Raw genomic sequence first — 15,186 nt, forward strand, 5'->3', positions numbered from 1 at the left:
CACATTCTCTCATATCCGGCGGCCATTGAAAAGCCAAAAAAATCACCTTGCTTGTCAGCAAGGTGATTACGAACCTCAATATGTCAGGCACTGGAGGATTAGCCCTTCAGTTCCTTGACAAACTGCCGGATTTGCTCCAGCCCTTCCTTACGCCGGCCGGCATCTTGCAGAAGCGGCAGCGTATCCTCAATTTTCCGCACAATTGCACTTCCGACGACTACGCCGTCGCACTGCTTGGAAAACCGCTCAACATGCTCCCTCGAGGAAATCCCGAAGCCGATTGCAATCGGCAGTTCAGTCGATTGCCTTACATCAGACAGGAACGTGTCAATACCACTGTGAAAATCGGAGCGCACACCGGTAACACCCAGTGAAGATACACAGTAAATAAAGCCTCTCGCCAGTCCCGTAATGCGGGCGATACGCTCTTTGGAGGTCGGCGCGACAAGCGGGATCAGGTGGATATTCGCCGCTTCCGCCATCGCACGCAGCTCCCCGTCTTCCTCAATTGGCAGATCAGGAATAATCAGTCCGCTGATCTCTTTTCTGCCAATCAGCTCAAAGAAATTTTCCAGCCCCATCTGGAAAACCGGATTATAGTAAGTAAACAATACAAATGGAAGCTTGATTCCTGCTTTCCGGGCGTCTTCGGCCACCTGAATGCATTCCGTAATCGTAATGCCATGCCTGAGGGCACGGCCGGAGGCACGTTGAATAACTGGTCCGTCCGCCAGCGGATCGGAATAAGGCACGCCAAGCTCAATCATGTCGGCTCCAGCTTCCTCCAGCTGCCGGATGATTTCAATCGTGGTTGCCGCATCCGGATCCCCAACTGTAAGGAACGGGATAAGCGCCGTCTTCTCCTGCTCCCTTAACGCAGCAAATGTCTGATCAATAAGATTCATCGTTACATTCCTCCCAGGTATCCCATGATCGCTTCAACATCCTTGTCACCGCGGCCGGACAAACTGACAACAATCGTCTGATCCTTGCCGAGCGAAGGCGCCAGCTTCATCGTCTGGGCAATCGCATGCGCAGATTCAAGCGCCGGTATAATGCCCTCCGTACGGGAAAGCAGCTGGAGCGCCTCAAGTGCCTCCGCATCCGTAATCGGCTCATACTGTGCACGCCCGCTATCCTTCAAATAGGAGTGCTCTGGTCCGACCCCCGGATAGTCCAGACCTGCTGAAATGGAGTGGGCGGGCAGTACCTGTCCATGGTCATCCTGCAGCACATAGCTGAGCGAGCCCTGGAATACGCCATGACGGCCCTTGGTCATCGTTGCCGCATGCTCTTCCGTTTCCACGCCTTTGCCGGCTGCCTCAACGCCGATCAGCTTCACCGACTCATCCTGAATAAACGGATAGAAAATTCCGATTGCATTGCTCCCGCCGCCAACAGCAGCGACGACGTAATCAGGCAGCTGGCCCTGCTCGCTGAGCATCTGCTCCCGCGCCTCATCGCCAATAATGCGCTGGAAGTCACGAACCATCTTCGGATACGGATGCGGTCCCGTAACCGAACCCAAAATATAGTACGTGTCTGTAACATTGCTTACCCAGTAGCGCAGCGTTTCATTGCAGGCATCCTTCAAGGTACGGGTGCCGGATAATACGGGCACAACCTCCGCTCCGAGCAGCTTCATGCGGAATACATTAAGCTGCTGGCGCTTGGTGTCTTCTTCGCCCATAAACACCTTGCATTCCAGGCCAAGCAGTGCCGCTGCCGTCGCAGAAGCTACACCATGCTGGCCTGCGCCTGTCTCTGCAATGACCTTAGTTTTGCCCATCCGTTTGGCAAGCAGCGCCTGAGCAAGCGAGTTGTTGATTTTATGCGCGCCAGTATGGTTCAAATCTTCCCGTTTCAGGTAGATCTGCGCGCCGCCCAAATGTTTGGAGAGTCTCTCCGCATAGTACAGCGGCGTTGGTCTGCCGGAATACTGCTTGAGCAAATATTGAAGCTCCGCTTGAAACTCCGGGTCTTTGGCGTAATGGTCAAACGCCTCTTCGAGCTCGAACAATGCATTCATTAATGTTTCCGGCACATAGCGGCCTCCAAATTTGCCATAGCGCCCATTATCGTCCGGTACCTGATTCATGATTCCTTCACCCTTTCAACAAATGCCCTTATTTTTACAATATCCTTGACGCCATCCGTTTCAACACTGCTGGATACATCCACCCCGTCCGGCTTAAAGCCGAGCAGGTCCTCTACATTGCCCGCATGCAGTCCTCCTGCGACATAGAGCGGAAGACCAAGCTCATGGGCAGCTTCACGGTAAGCCGGAATGTTGCGCCAGTCAAACGGCCGGCCTGTTCCGCCTCCGGCTGTATCGATGAGCACCCCGTCGATGCTGCCTTTGTAAGGCGCAAGCAATGCCAGCGGACCGGGAGTGCCACCTGACTCAGAAGAAACGCTGCTGTTTCCGGTTATTACATTGTCGCCAGAATCCCCGGCAGACAAGGAAAACACCTTCCACACCTTAACGCCGAGCTGCTTTACAGCATTGCAGAATTCAGGCGTTTCGTCGCCATGAAGCTGCAAGACATCGAGCGGTGCCGCTGCCAGAACAGCCTTCAGCTCATCCAGCGGGGCATTAACAACTACGCCCACTGCCTGCACTGGTTCACCCTTGTCACTGCGCAGTAAACGTACGGCCCGCAGCAGCTCCCCGGCCTGTTCAGGCGTAACCTGACGGCGGCTTGGAGCCAGTACGAATCCGACCTCGCTAATCGCAAGGCCGTGAAGCTGATTAATGATCTCTGTATTCTTCAATCCGCACACTTTGACTCCCGTTGCTGCTGTCATCGTGCCGACACCGGTCCCATCAATTGTTCGACGGCCGTTCCTACATGCTCCTGGCGCATGAAATGCTCGCCAACCAATACGCCATGCGCACCGATGCCTTGCAAGTAAGTGATTTCGTCCGGCCCGGAAATGCCGCTCTCGCTAATGACGGTTGCGCTTTTTGGCATCATGCCGATCAATTGCTCTGTCGTGCGGATATCCGTAACGAAAGTTTTCAGATTGCGGTTATTGACACCAATCAGTGTGGCCTTGTCAATGTCCAGCACCATCTCCAGTTCCTCGCGGTCATGAACCTCCACCAGCACATCCATACCGAGAGTTTTTGCCAGGTCGTAATATTCGCTGAGCTGGCTGGAAGTCAAAATTGCCGCAATGAGCAGCACTGCATCTGCTCCGATAACACGCGCCTCATAAATTTGACGGTAATCAATAATAAAATCCTTGCGCAGCAGCGGCACTTTAACCTGCTGGCGCACCTGGGTCAGATAGTCATTGCTCCCCTGGAAGAAATCCGTATCCGTGAGCACAGAGATACAATCAGCACCGTGGCTTTCATACAGAGACGCCAGCTTAACCGGATCAAAGTCAGCCCGGATCAAGCCTTTCGACGGGGATGCCTTCTTGACCTCGGCAATGAGTCCCATCGGGCGCTTGCGGCCTGTGGTCAAGGCTGTTTCAAAACCGAGACAAGCCGGAAGCCCGGCGATTTGCTTCTCATAGTCCGGCAGTGAAAATCCGGATGCCAGCGCCTCTACTTCCTTGCGCTTTACGTCCACAATTTTATCAAGAAACATGGGCATACTCTCCTGTCGTCCGAATTAGCTGCTCCAGCTTGGCCGCTGCAGCTCCTGCTTCAATTAATTCCTTGGCACGGCGGACGCCATCAACAAGCGACTCCACCGCCCCCCCTACATAAATACATGCTCCTGCGTTGGCCGCGATAATATCCCGATAAGGCCCCTGTTCTTCCCCGCTGAACACTCGTCTAATAATTTGCGCATTGATCTGGGCACTGCCGCCCATAATCTCGCCCAGTTCAGAGCGGCAAAGCCCCAGCTCCTCAGGTGTAATATCATAGGTCCGGATATGTCCGTCCTTGAGCTCGGAAATCTGGGAAGGAGCGGAAAGGCTGATTTCGTCCAGTCCATCGTGGCTGCTGACAATCATTGCCCTCTTGAGCCCGAGCTGCTTCAGAACCCCTGCTACGGTCTCCGTACGGGAGCGCTCATAGATACCGAGCAGTTGGCGGTCAGCCCCTGCCGGATTCGTCAATGGTCCGAGCATATTGAAGATGCTGCGAATGCCGAGCTCCTTGCGCGGGCCTGCCGCATGCTTCAGCGACGGGTGATACAGCTGAGCAAACATAAAGCATATCCCGATACTATCCAGACACTGGGCTGCCTGCTCCGCCGTCAGGGTGATGTTTACCCCGAGCGCTTCCAGCACATCGGCCGAGCCCGCTTTGCCGGACATTGCCCGGTTGCCGTGCTTGGCTACCCGGATTCCCGCCGCTGCGGCAATAATAGCCGAGGCCGTGGAAATGTTGAATTTGTGAATGCCTGAACCTCCGGTTCCGCAAGTATCAAGCAGCCCTTCCTGCTCCGTCGTGACCCGGCTGGCTTTCGCACGCATCACCTCGGCAAAACCGGTAATTTCATCCACCGTCTCGCCCTTCATCCGCAGTGCCGTCACCACCCCTGCGATCTGCGCTGAGGTTGCCTCCCCGCTCATGATAATCTCCATAATGCCTGCCGCTTCTTCACGCGTCAGATGCCCTCCGCCAATGATTTTAGTGAGTGCCTGCTGCATATTTAAAGACGTTATCGTCATTGTATAAGCCCCCTAAGCCTTCAAGTGGTAATCGATATTGGTGACCTGTACGCCGCCAGCGGCTGCACCCTGAACCGGAAACATAAGCTCTGCCGCACGAATTGCCTTGAGCAGCGCCATTGCTTTGTTGACTGTCTCCATATACTCGCTCTCCGGTACAGAGTCCCACACAATACCTGCCCCGGCCTGCACATAGGCTTTGCCCTGTTTGAAAATGATTGTGCGGATAGTGATGCATGTATCGAGACTGCCGCCAAAGCCAAGATAACCGATTGCTCCTGCATAGGCGCCGCGCGCCTCATTTTCCAGCTCCGCAATAATCTCCATCGCTCTAAGTTTCGGTGCTCCCGACACCGTGCCGGCTGGCAGGCAAGAGACGAACGCATCGAAGAAATCCTTGTCCTCTCTTAGCTTGCCGGAAACATTGGAGACGATATGCATCACATGGGAATACCGTTCAATCTCCATATAGGAATCGCAGGTTACTGTACCAAATTCGCATACGCGGCCAATATCATTGCGCCCCAGATCAACCAGCATCAGATGCTCCGCCCGCTCCTTCTCATCAGCCAGCAGTTCACGCTCCAATTGCAAATCCTGCTCCGGCGTTTTTCCGCGCGGCCTTGTTCCGGCAATCGGCCGGGTCTCGACACGGCCCTGGTTGACCTTGACGAGCGCTTCCGGCGAAGTGCCGACAATGACCTCGTCATCCATTTTCAAATAATACATATAAGGCGAAGGATTCATCGTACGTAGAATCCGGTATACCTGAAGCGGGTCAACCTCCGTTTCAATGCTGAAGCGCTGGGACAGCACCACTTGGAAAATATCCCCGGCCCGTATGTACTCCTTGGCCTGTTCAACATTGGCAATAAACTGCTCCTTGGTCAGATTGGACTGCACCTCCCCCAGATCCGGGTCCGTAGCTATAACGCCGCTGGCCATCACCGGGAAAACTGCCGGCTGCTGTAATTTCTCAAGGATCGCAGCAACCTTCGCAACCGTGGTCTCATAGGCGATCCGAATATCTTCGTCCGTGGCCTGGTCAGGAATATGCACATTGCCAATGACTTGAAGCTGCTGCTTAAAGTGGTCAAATACAATGATTTGATCACAGAACATGAACTGCAGGTCATTCATCTGCAAATCATCCACACGATGGGCCGGAAGCTTCTCATAATACTGCAGCAAATCATAGCCGAAAAATCCAATCGCGCCTCCTGTAAACGGCGGCAGCTCAGAGTTTGCCGGGCTGCGGAAACTTCTTAAATAAGCTTTCAGCGTTTCAATCGGCTTATCCTTGAACACCCGCTTCTCGCCGCGCTGCTCAATTGTCATCTCACCCTGCTTGCCTGAGATCATCATGAACGGGTCCGTGCCGATGAAAGAATAACGCGCCCACTTTACTCCGCCCTCCACGCTCTCCAGCAAAAATGCCCGGCGTTCTTGGTAAAAATGCTGGAACAAGCGAATTGGCGTCTCAGTATCAGCCATCACGTGGCGGACAATCGGAATTAAATTGTATTTCCCGGCCAATTGAATGACCTTCTGCAGTTCGGTTGTCATCGTTAGATCCCTTCTTCCATTGTTCATAGTAATTTCAAGTGAAACAGGAGCCAGCATCGAACAGCTTTTTAAATTCTATTTTGAAAATAAAAAAGCTCCTGCCGCAGCAGGAGCGAATCTACGATCAGAAGCGCGATAGAATACAGAACGAACCTGACGTATCCGGCATACAACGGCAGAACACATTGCTTTCTCAAGCAGTTGTTCCGGTCGTTCCCTGCAATACTGTGTTAAGCAACCCTCTGCTTGCATGTGATGCAGATCAGGATTGCACTCAGGCAGTTTCGTAATTCCCTCAACTCACTCAGCTCGTCTCAACTACTCTTGCTACTCATCTCTATCCACTGCAAGCAATCTTCGCTATCCTCTGACAGCAAACAATTACCATGGTGTTTTGAAAGCTATGCTTTCAGTTGTTAACCTTTATGTCGTGCATTTAAATGATGATACCAATATACAACAGAGCAGTAAAAAACGTCAACTGTTATCGCTGCAAAGGACTAAAGCAAATAGATGTCCAAAATTGCAAGGTATGCGGCATGTTCTCCCTCCGCACCCCCGGCACCATAAGTTTATGCTTGGATATATTGCTGTTTCAGCTTCTGCAGCCAGCCCGATTATTTTGTGCTAAAGTCAGGACGAAGCGCTCGCGCTCTGCCCAAATACACATGGCGAATTTCACTTTGCTGCTTGTCTGTATTGACATGAACCATAAACCGGATGCATTTCTCCAGGCTCCCCTTTACCGGAACCTCCAGCGAGCACATGAGAGGAACAAGCTCCCAACCTGCCATCTCGCGAATGACTTTCGCCGGGAATGTCGCATCCAGGTCATGCGTCACTGTAATCCAGATGCTGCATATATCATCCGGGATAATCTGATTTTCCTTTACGATCTCTTTCAGCAATTCGCTCGTTGCCTGAAGAATAACCGTTTCTTCGTTCTGCTCAACTGTTGTTGCTCCCCGTATACCGCGAACACTCATTTGCGGATCACCCCTCCTTCTTCAATTGCTCCACTACAGCCCTTACCCTGTCAGCGGACATCGCCTTGTTGATTTCAACTGTGCCGATCGCCGTCGGGATAATGTAGACCATATGGCCTTCCTTGAACTTCTTGTCATGCATCATCGCTTCCATAATCTCTTCCGTATCCAGATGCTCAGGCAATCTCACCGGAAGTCCGCAACGCTGGAGGACACGCTTTGTCACCTCATAGACCTCTTGAGGCGCTCCAAGCTCCACGCCGAGGATCGCCGCGCCAACCATCCCGATTGAAATGGCTTCGCCATGCTGCAGCTCATTATAATTGGCTACAGCCTCCAGCGCATGGCCGATGGTGTGTCCCAGATTGAGAATCGCCCGCAGATCATTCTCCCGTTCATCCTGCGATACCACTGCTGCTTTGACGCTGCTGCCTTTGTACAGAGCGTAGCCCAGCGCTTCCGCATCCAGGGCCAGCAGCTTGTCTGCATTGGCATCCAGCCAGTCAACAAATTCCGCATCCCAGATCAAGCCGTGCTTGACAACTTCGGCAAGACCGCTCTTAACTTCCCGCTCCGGCAGCGTCTGCAGTGTAGCCAAGTCGTAGAGCACCATTTCCGGCTGATGAAAAGCACCGATAATGTTCTTTGCCTGCGGGTGATTTACCGCCACTTTGCCGCCAACGCTGCTGTCATGCGCCAAGATTGTTGTCGGAATCTGGATAAAACGAATTCCCCTCATATAGGCCGCTGCAACATAGCCAGCCAGATCGCCCACGACACCGCCACCCAAGGCAATAACCGCCGAGTTGCGATCCAGTCCCGCCTTCAGCGCTTCTGTAATCAGCTGTTCGAATTGGGACAGCGACTTGGAGGATTCCCCGGAAGGGACAACTGCCGTTACGACACGGTAGCCGCCTTCCTCCAGCTTCTGCTGCACCTTAGGCAAAAATTTGGGGGCAACATTGGAATCCGATACGATGAACAGCGGAGATTTTTTGCTTAAACCATGCTTGTCAAAATAAGAAGCAATTTGGTCAAGAAGCCCTTCTCCAATATAAATCGGGTACGAGCGGTCGCCCAAATCTACCGTCAGCTCTCTCATTCTAGTACCGCCCCACTTGTTCTAGATAATTGTTCAGGTTTGCACGAATTTCCTCAATCGAGTCGCCGCCGAACTTCTCCAGGAACGCACGCGCAACTTCCCAGGCTACCACATGCTCCATGACAACGCTGGCTGCCGGCACAGCGCAGCTGTCCGAACGCTCAACCTGGGCTGTAAACGGCTCCTTCGTATCGATATCCACACTGCGCAGAGGCTTGTAGAGTGTCGGAATCGGCTTCATGACACCACGTACTACAATTTGCTCGCCATTGGTCATACCGCCCTCGAATCCGCCCAGACGATTGGTTGCACGGTGATATCCGCGCTCCTCACTGTACAAAATCTCATCATGAACCTGGGAGCCTCTAAGCTGTGCCGCTTCAAATCCAATACCGATCTCACAGCCTTTGAATGCATTAATGGATACAACAGCCTGCGCAATACGGGCATCCAGCTTGCGGTCCCATTGAACATGGCTTCCGAGTCCGACAGGCACACCTTCAATAATGCATTCCACAATACCGCCAATGGAATCGCCTTCGGCTTTGATTTGATCAATGTAAGCGGTCATTTTCTCTTCTGTTTCCTTGTCAACGACACGGACAGACGATTGCTCTGTGCGCTCGATGAGTTCATCAACCGGGAGCTGGTTAGGCGGAGCCTGAATTTCACCGATACGAATGACCTGACCGGCAACCTTAATGCCGAATTCGGCAAGCAGTTGTCTGGCTACAGCGCCGACAGCGACACGTGCAGCAGTTTCCCGTGCACTGGAGCGCTCAAGCACGTTCCGCAGATCCTTCAGATCATACTTCAATCCGCCGTTCAAATCAGCATGACCCGGACGCGGACGGTGTACCCGGCGCTTCTCCTCATCACTGCCTTCGATTGGCTCGATGTTCATAACGGATGTCCAGTGCTTCCAGTCATTGTTGGCAACAACCAGTGCAACAGGCGCTCCGGTAGTTCTGCCGTGACGGACACCTCCTACAACTTGGGCTGTATCCTTCTCAATTTGCATGCGGCGTCCGCGGCCATGTCCCTTTTGGCGGCGATGAAGCTGAAAATTCAATTCTTCAAAATCAAGAGTCAGGTTGCTTGGCAGTCCTTCTATAATTGCGGTTAACTGTGGCCCGTGGGTTTCACCGGCGGTCAAATAACGTAAGCTCAACTTGATTCCTCCTTCAACTGTAACGCCCTAAATATCTTTGCTCATTATAGTATATGCCTTGATGATTGACAAGAATGAGGGGTATCTCCCAAAGGCGTGATCATGCCTTTGGGAGATACCCCTCTGTTCGGAAAGCAGTTGAAATGGAGACAGCGTCAACTGCCCACCGTCTGCTGTTTGGCCTGGCTCTTGTTACTCCCTGCAAGATCCGGGTTTTCCATGATCCCTTTCACCTGCAGGCTGTCGAGGCCCAATATTTGCGCACATTCCTGTAAGGTGATAAAACCGCAGCGATAAGCGGCTACCACTTTGCGTTTGTCCATTGTGATCCTCCATCTTAGGCGTTTGCCGCTTAGTATTGGAGAATCTGGAAATGAATATACCTTGTTCAGCAGTTATGGGGTACGTCTGTAAAAAAAGGTTTCGACCGTCTCCAGGTTGTACTGTGACGGCGTGAAAATTTGTTCTGTGCTTCCTACAAAGAGCAGGCCGCCCGGACGAAGAGCCTTAGAAAAATTATGATATAAAAACTGCTTCGCTTCATCGGTAAAATAGATCATCACATTCCGGCATACAATCAGGTCAAATGGTCCTTCAAAACGGTCATGCAGCAAATTATGCTGCTTGAAGCGGACGGCCCGCTTCAGCTTATCAGCAACAACAAAAGCATCATTGCGCTGGCTGAAATAGGACTGCAAATAGTCTTTAGGCACATCCTTGAGCGAGCGTTCAGCATATTCCCCCTTCATAGCCTTGGCAATGACCCCTGCATCAAGATCAGTAGCAAGCAGGCTGCTGCGTTCCAAAGAGCCGAGCTTATCCAGAATCATAGCCAGGGTATATGGCTCCTCACCGGTCGAACAAGCCGCGCTCCATATTTTCGGGCTTCGGTTCTCCTTCAATATTTCCGGCATGAACCGATTCTCCAGCGCCCCCCAGCGGGTCGGATTCCGCCAAAATTCCGATACATTGATCGTCATTCTGTCAAGAAACTCATCCAGCAGCTTGGGCGTAGACTGCAGCGCCTCCCAATAAGCTTTGAACGTCGTAAATCCGTGCTTCATACGCAATGTCGTCAGTCGCCGCTTCATTTGGGCTTCCTTGTACTGAGATAAATCAATCGCTGTTTTCTCTTTTATGCGTGCGATAAATAATGCGAAGTCCTGATCCTCCACATCCGCTTCCCCCTCGAGCTGCGCCCCTTGACGAAAGGCGGCATGACTGTAATTAAATCCAGCGCTGTATCGTATGCTCGTAATCCAGAAGCTCCTCCGGCTTGAAGTAAAGCGCGATTTCGCGCTGGGCGCTTTCCACGGAATCCGAGCCGTGAATCAAATTAAAATTCGTATGTACGCCGAAATCGGAACGGATCGTTCCGGGCGCGGCTGCCAGCGCATCTGTCTTGCCAATGAGCGCTCTTGTCAGGCCAATCGCCTGATCCCCCTTCCAGACCATCGCAAAGACCGGACCTGAAAGAATGAAATCGATGAGCGGCGGATAAAAAGGCTTGCCCTCATGCTCTGCATAGTGGCGCCTTGCCAGTTCCTCATCCAGCTTCATAAACTTGGCGGCGCAAAGCTGCAGCCCCTTCTTCTCGAAACGGCACACAATTTCACCGATCAGACCGCGTTGAACACCATCAGGCTTGATCATCAGAAAGGTTTGTTCCATCTTCATTCCCCTGCCTTCAATAGTTTCGTTTAGCGATAAATCCTGCAATGTCGGTTAAATTCTTCTTTGCCGGAATAGCCGGCAGCTCCTCCAGCGCCTGGACTGCCTTGGCGATATAGCGTCCAACGAGTTCCTCGGCACGGGCAATGCCGCTGCTGCGCTTGATCAGTTGGAGTGCACGGACCGTTCCTGCCTGGCCGTCAGTATCCCGAATCCGGTTGATCTCAGGCAGCAACTCCTCAGCTACAACCGGGTCTTCCAGTGCGAACAACACGGGAAGTGTAATATTCCCCTGCCGGATATCTGAGCCCGGGGGCTTGCCGATCTGTTTCTCGGTACCGCACAAGTCCAGCAGATCATCGCCGATCTGGAAGGCCATGCCTACATTATAACCGAAACGGTACAGGTTCTGTGAAGTGGTATTGTTGCACCCCGCCGCGATTGCCCCTAACTGGCAGCTAATGGCGATCAGTAGCGCAGTTTTGCGGCGGATGCGCAGCAAGTAGTTGCGGACCGTCTGGGACGTATTGAAAAAGTCCCGGATTTGTTCCATCTCGCCGATGCACATTTCCACCATTGCCTTGGACAGCACCTGATGGATTTGCGGATTCTTCAAATCGGTAATCGTGAGCAGTGCCTTGGCATGGATATAATCACCCGTATACATGGCAATCCGGTTATCCCATTTGGACTTTACTGTCAGTTGGCCCCGGCGTGTATCGGCGTCGTCAATAACATCGTCATGGACGAGAGATGCCATATGTATAAGCTCAAGAGCAACGGCAACCTTTTTCAGCTCATCGAGGTTGTAGCTGCCGAATTTTCCGGCCAGCAGTACGAATACAGGCCGAATCCGCTTCCCTCCAGCCTTGAGCAAATGCAGGGAAGTTTCACTGAGAAGCGCATGGTCGGAAGTCATGACGGCTTCCAATTCGTTCTCAATTACATTTAAATCATGCTTCATTTTTGCATACAAGTCCAATAGTTTCATTCGTTCACCTGTACAGCAGAGGGATTTGTCCAATATTCCATCTCTACCTTGTGCGGCAGTAAACCAAGCTCGCTGGCAAGGTTGAAATAAAGCTGCAGGCCGGCTTGCTGTGCTGGCCCGAAATCATAGTTCAGCTCTGTGAAATACCGGTACCAATAATCTGCCGTTCCTCCGATTAAGGTGCATGCCTTGCTGACAAGCGGCTCCAAATTGACCAGGCTGCGCCGCTTGCTCTCCCGCAGTACCTGATATACCTTGGCCAGTGTCCCGGGTTCGGCAAAGGCCGCAGATTTGCGGACAGCGACTAGCGCAAAGGTCATTCCGTAGCCTGTCCAGTTGCGCCACAGCTCTCCGAGATCAAGCACTTCATAGCGTGTATTTTCCCAAGAGGCTCTGATGGCGTCATCACCAATAAGCAGCGCAGCATCCGATTCTGCCAGCATTGCCTCCAAAGACGGCGGCTGTGTGACATACTCAGGCGCGGCTTCATAATAACGTTTCATAATGATTTTCAGCAGATTGACAGAAGTCGCCGACGCGTTGGTTACAGCAATTTTGCCCTGCAGCACCTGCTCCAGCGGCTTCTTCAAAAATAGCAGAATCGAATTGACGCGTCTTGGGCTGCTGACCGAAAGATCCGGCACAATTAAATAATCACCAGCATTCTGGGCATAGGAAAACGACGATATCGCCGCCATATCAAGCTCGCCCTCAGAAAGCGCCTTATTGAGACCGCTGGGCAGCTTGGATATAACCTCTACCCCGTCCGGATCTCCGATATAATGAAAAATAGGCCATGCGTTGGCATAATCAATCCGGCCTAAACGAAAAGGGCGGCTAGCTTCCATTATGATCGTCCCCCCATCTCCTGTAAAGATCATGATCCAGATTCATATTGTCCATCACCTTGCCTACCATAAAGTCAATCATCTCATCCATAGAAGACGGCTGATAATAAAAAGCAGGCATGGCAGGGATAATTCGCACTCCCAGACGAGCCAGCTTCAGCATATTTTCCAGATGAATGGCATGGAGCGGCGTTTCCCTCGGAACAAGCAGTAATTGCCGCCCTTCCTTCAGAGCTACATCTGCCGCTCTCGTAAGCAGGTTATTTGAAGCGCCATTTGCGATCGAAGACAGCGAACCCATCGAGCATGGAACGACAACCATCCCTTCCATCCGGAAGGAGCCGCTTGCGATCGTCGCCCCGATATCGGCATTAGGATGGAAAATCAACCGTCCTTCCTCAAGCTCACAAGCGAACTTGGCCCGAAGCGCCTCCTGGCGCTTGGCCGTATTCCATCCAAGCTCCTCCTTAAGCACTCTCCAGCCTGCCTCTGAAATGACAAGATGAACGTGGATATGCTGACGCAGCAGTTCCTCGCACAGCCGGATTCCATAGACTGCTCCGCTGGCTCCCGTTATACCGACCGCCCATCTTTTTGCAGCGGATGGCGATGACTGGTTTACCATTGATGCAGCACCACCAGATCAAATAGGGTAAAGATAAAAATAACCATGCTCAGTACCCCGTTCATGGTAAAAAACGCCATGTTTAGCTTGCTTAAATCGTATGGTTTGACAAGTGTATGTTCATAGAACAAAATGGCGATTGCAATAATCATCCCCACCAGATAGCCCCAGCTTAAATCCGTCAGCATAAACAGCGTAAAGAAGCCGATTGCCGTTATGGTATGAAAGATTCTTGCAATCCACAAGGCCTTGGCAATACCAAACCGGGACGGGATGGAATGCAGCTTCTCGTCACGGTCAAACTCAGCATCCTGGCAGGCATAGATGATATCAAAGCCTGCGGTCCACAACGCTACGGAAATATACAGAAGAATTGCAGTAAAGTCGATCTTGCCGGTAATTGCGACCCATCCGCCCAGCGGCGCAAGTCCGATGGTCAATCCGAGTACAATGTGGCACAGCCACGTAAAACGTTTGGTATAAGAATAAATAACGAGCATAAATACCGCGAGCGGAAGAAGCTTGACCGACAACGGATCGAGACGGAAAGCCGCTACAAACAGCAGGACAAACGAAATCGCAATAAAAATAAAGACCTCGCCTGATTTTAATAACCCTGCCGGCAAAGCCCGGTTTTTCGTACGTGGATTGCGCAAATCAATCGCTTTATCGATCAGCCGGTTCAGCCCCATAGCCGCGCTGCGTGCGCCAATCATGGCCAGCACAATCCATCCGATTTCCGACCAGAGCGGAAGACGCTTCTCCAAAACAACAGCGCCAAGAATGGCGCCGACAAATGCAAAAGGCAGAGCAAAAATACTGTGCTCGAATTTAATCATTTCAAGAAAAATGCTGATTTTGCGAATCATGGCCTATCCGATCCTTTCGTACCGATATGCAGCGCTGCAATCCCACCCATAAACGGGTAAGCTTTGACATGCCGCAATCCGATTTCCCTATATATTTCAGCCAGCCGATTAATGTCCGGGAAGTTGACCAGAGATGCGGGAAGCCACTTGTACTGGTCATGGCGCTTGGCAATGACTTTGCCGATGAGCGGCATTACCTTTTGGAAGTAAAAATAGTAAATCGATTTAAACGGCTGCCAGGAAGGCTTGGACAGTTCCAGGCAAACAACTTGCCCGCCCGGCTTGACGACACGCTCCATCTCCCTCAACACCTGTACCAGATCCGGGACATTCCTTAGCGCAAAGCCGATGGTTGCATAATCGAAATGGTTGTCCTCAAAAGGGAGCTCCATGGCATTGCCCTGTACCAGCTTGATCTGTTTGTTCATATTGCGGCTATTCACTTTGTTCTGGCCGATATCGAGCATATTGGCACTGAAATCCAGCCCGACAATCTCGCCGGTACCGCTGGCCTCGGCCATGGAGATGGTCCAGTCACAGGTACCGCAGCAAATATCAATAGCAGTCGAGCCTTTCGGCATCTCCATTTTTTGCATTGTAAATTTCCGCCACGCCTTATGACGGCGGAAGCTGATTAAATCATTCATCATGTCATACTTGGGAGCAATGCTCTCAAATACCGAATGTACAAACTGCTCCTTGGACTTGGGGTCCATGCT

17 protein-coding genes are annotated in these 15,186 nt (G+C 51.9%); all 17 read right to left on the reverse strand.

Annotated features, from left to right (window positions below):
* Window positions 1–98 precede the first annotated feature (98 nt).
* The 17 genes from trpA to H583_RS0115765 all read right to left on the reverse strand — a co-directional run bounded on the left by trpA (window position 99) and on the right by H583_RS0115765 (window position 15,183).
* Window positions 99–905 (reverse strand): tryptophan synthase subunit alpha, encoded by an 807-nt coding sequence (gene trpA / locus H583_RS0115685; RefSeq protein ID WP_028561281.1) that lies wholly within the window; start codon window positions 903–905, stop codon window positions 99–101.
* 2 nt (window positions 906–907) lie between these two features.
* Window positions 908–2,098 (reverse strand): tryptophan synthase subunit beta, encoded by a 1,191-nt coding sequence (gene trpB / locus H583_RS0115690; RefSeq protein ID WP_028561282.1) that lies wholly within the window; start codon window positions 2,096–2,098, stop codon window positions 908–910.
* Entirely contained in the window at window positions 2,095–2,808 is a 714-nt protein-coding gene (locus tag H583_RS0115695) for a phosphoribosylanthranilate isomerase (RefSeq protein WP_028561283.1), read from the reverse strand. Before H583_RS0115695 ends, trpB begins: the two co-directional genes overlap by 4 nt.
* On the reverse strand, window positions 2,805–3,602 hold the full coding sequence (gene trpC, locus H583_RS0115700; RefSeq protein WP_028561284.1) for an indole-3-glycerol phosphate synthase TrpC: 798 nt from the start codon (window positions 3,600–3,602) through the stop codon (window positions 2,805–2,807). Before trpC ends, H583_RS0115695 begins: the two co-directional genes overlap by 4 nt.
* Entirely contained in the window at window positions 3,592–4,638 is a 1,047-nt protein-coding gene (gene trpD, locus H583_RS0115705; RefSeq protein ID WP_028561285.1) for an anthranilate phosphoribosyltransferase, read from the reverse strand. Before trpD ends, trpC begins: the two co-directional genes overlap by 11 nt.
* 12 nt (window positions 4,639–4,650) lie before the next feature.
* Window positions 4,651–6,204: an anthranilate synthase component I gene (gene trpE / locus H583_RS0115710; RefSeq protein ID WP_028561286.1), complete on the reverse strand. Its 1,554-nt coding sequence runs from the start codon at window positions 6,202–6,204 to the stop codon at window positions 4,651–4,653.
* A gap of 617 nt (window positions 6,205–6,821) precedes the next feature.
* Window positions 6,822–7,190, reverse strand: coding sequence for a chorismate mutase (gene aroH / locus H583_RS0115715; protein ID WP_028561287.1), 369 nt, complete (start codon window positions 7,188–7,190; stop codon window positions 6,822–6,824).
* Window positions 7,191–7,197: 7 nt separating this feature from the next.
* Complete coding sequence (gene aroB / locus H583_RS0115720) at window positions 7,198–8,292, reverse strand: 3-dehydroquinate synthase (protein ID WP_028561288.1); 1,095 nt, start codon at window positions 8,290–8,292, stop codon at window positions 7,198–7,200.
* A gap of 1 nt (window position 8,293) precedes the next feature.
* Window positions 8,294–9,463 (reverse strand): chorismate synthase, encoded by a 1,170-nt coding sequence (gene aroC, locus H583_RS0115725; protein WP_028561289.1) that lies wholly within the window; start codon window positions 9,461–9,463, stop codon window positions 8,294–8,296.
* A 155-nt stretch (window positions 9,464–9,618) separates the two neighbouring features.
* The gene (locus tag H583_RS37220; RefSeq protein WP_169456496.1) at window positions 9,619–9,786 is read right to left on the reverse strand and encodes a hypothetical protein; all 168 of its coding nucleotides are present in this window, start codon (window positions 9,784–9,786) and stop codon (window positions 9,619–9,621) included.
* A gap of 72 nt (window positions 9,787–9,858) precedes the next feature.
* The gene (locus H583_RS0115735; protein ID WP_028561290.1) at window positions 9,859–10,638 is read right to left on the reverse strand and encodes a CheR family methyltransferase; all 780 of its coding nucleotides are present in this window, start codon (window positions 10,636–10,638) and stop codon (window positions 9,859–9,861) included.
* Between the two features lie 52 nt (window positions 10,639–10,690).
* A complete protein-coding gene (gene ndk, locus H583_RS0115740) occupies window positions 10,691–11,134 on the reverse strand; it encodes a nucleoside-diphosphate kinase (RefSeq protein ID WP_028561291.1) in 444 nt (147 codons plus the stop codon).
* A gap of 16 nt (window positions 11,135–11,150) precedes the next feature.
* Complete coding sequence (hepT, locus tag H583_RS0115745; RefSeq protein WP_028561292.1) at window positions 11,151–12,125, reverse strand: heptaprenyl diphosphate synthase component II; 975 nt, start codon at window positions 12,123–12,125, stop codon at window positions 11,151–11,153.
* Window positions 12,122–12,973 (reverse strand): menaquinone biosynthetic enzyme MqnA/MqnD family protein, encoded by an 852-nt coding sequence (locus tag H583_RS0115750; protein WP_036709819.1) that lies wholly within the window; start codon window positions 12,971–12,973, stop codon window positions 12,122–12,124. The genes hepT and H583_RS0115750 overlap by 4 nt, the downstream gene beginning before the upstream one ends.
* Window positions 12,963–13,598, reverse strand: a complete 636-nt coding sequence (locus H583_RS0115755; protein WP_028561294.1) for a UbiX family flavin prenyltransferase — start codon at window positions 13,596–13,598, stop codon at window positions 12,963–12,965. Before H583_RS0115755 ends, H583_RS0115750 begins: the two co-directional genes overlap by 11 nt.
* Window positions 13,592–14,467, reverse strand: coding sequence for a UbiA-like polyprenyltransferase (locus tag H583_RS0115760; protein WP_028561295.1), 876 nt, complete (start codon window positions 14,465–14,467; stop codon window positions 13,592–13,594). The genes H583_RS0115755 and H583_RS0115760 overlap by 7 nt, the downstream gene beginning before the upstream one ends.
* Window positions 14,464–15,183 (reverse strand): demethylmenaquinone methyltransferase, encoded by a 720-nt coding sequence (locus H583_RS0115765; protein ID WP_028561296.1) that lies wholly within the window; start codon window positions 15,181–15,183, stop codon window positions 14,464–14,466. The genes H583_RS0115760 and H583_RS0115765 overlap by 4 nt, the downstream gene beginning before the upstream one ends.
* Window positions 15,184–15,186 lie beyond the last annotated feature (3 nt).

The sequence above is a fragment of the Paenibacillus pinihumi DSM 23905 = JCM 16419 genome (genome assembly GCF_000422505.1).
In the GTDB taxonomy this organism is placed as follows: Bacteria; Bacillota; Bacilli; order Paenibacillales; family Paenibacillaceae; genus Paenibacillus_D; species Paenibacillus_D pinihumi.

What these genes read in the sequence shown, in the direction of transcription:
- trpB (WP_028561282.1), bottom strand. Translation starts at nt 2,098, where the DNA reads ATGAATCAGGTACCGGACGATAATGGGCGCTATGGCAAATTTGGAGGC.
- aroB (WP_028561288.1), bottom strand. Translation starts at nt 8,292, where the DNA reads ATGAGAGAGCTGACGGTAGATTTGGGCGACCGCTCGTACCCGATTTAT.
- H583_RS37220 (WP_169456496.1), bottom strand. Translation starts at nt 9,786, where the DNA reads ATGGACAAACGCAAAGTGGTAGCCGCTTATCGCTGCGGTTTTATCACC.
- H583_RS0115750 (WP_036709819.1), bottom strand. Translation starts at nt 12,973, where the DNA reads ATGGAAGCTAGCCGCCCTTTTCGTTTAGGCCGGATTGATTATGCCAAC.
- aroH (WP_028561287.1), bottom strand. Translation starts at nt 7,190, where the DNA reads ATGAGTGTTCGCGGTATACGGGGAGCAACAACAGTTGAGCAGAACGAA.
- H583_RS0115760 (WP_028561295.1), bottom strand. Translation starts at nt 14,467, where the DNA reads ATGATTCGCAAAATCAGCATTTTTCTTGAAATGATTAAATTCGAGCAC.
- H583_RS0115695 (WP_028561283.1), bottom strand. Translation starts at nt 2,808, where the DNA reads ATGACAGCAGCAACGGGAGTCAAAGTGTGCGGATTGAAGAATACAGAG.
- H583_RS0115765 (WP_028561296.1), bottom strand. Translation starts at nt 15,183, where the DNA reads ATGGACCCCAAGTCCAAGGAGCAGTTTGTACATTCGGTATTTGAGAGC.
- trpC (WP_028561284.1), bottom strand. Translation starts at nt 3,602, where the DNA reads ATGTTTCTTGATAAAATTGTGGACGTAAAGCGCAAGGAAGTAGAGGCG.
- hepT (WP_028561292.1), bottom strand. Translation starts at nt 12,125, where the DNA reads ATGAAACTATTGGACTTGTATGCAAAAATGAAGCATGATTTAAATGTA.
- H583_RS0115755 (WP_028561294.1), bottom strand. Translation starts at nt 13,598, where the DNA reads ATGGTAAACCAGTCATCGCCATCCGCTGCAAAAAGATGGGCGGTCGGT.
- ndk (WP_028561291.1), bottom strand. Translation starts at nt 11,134, where the DNA reads ATGGAACAAACCTTTCTGATGATCAAGCCTGATGGTGTTCAACGCGGT.
- trpD (WP_028561285.1), bottom strand. Translation starts at nt 4,638, where the DNA reads ATGACGATAACGTCTTTAAATATGCAGCAGGCACTCACTAAAATCATT.
- trpE (WP_028561286.1), bottom strand. Translation starts at nt 6,204, where the DNA reads ATGACAACCGAACTGCAGAAGGTCATTCAATTGGCCGGGAAATACAAT.
- trpA (WP_028561281.1), bottom strand. Translation starts at nt 905, where the DNA reads ATGAATCTTATTGATCAGACATTTGCTGCGTTAAGGGAGCAGGAGAAG.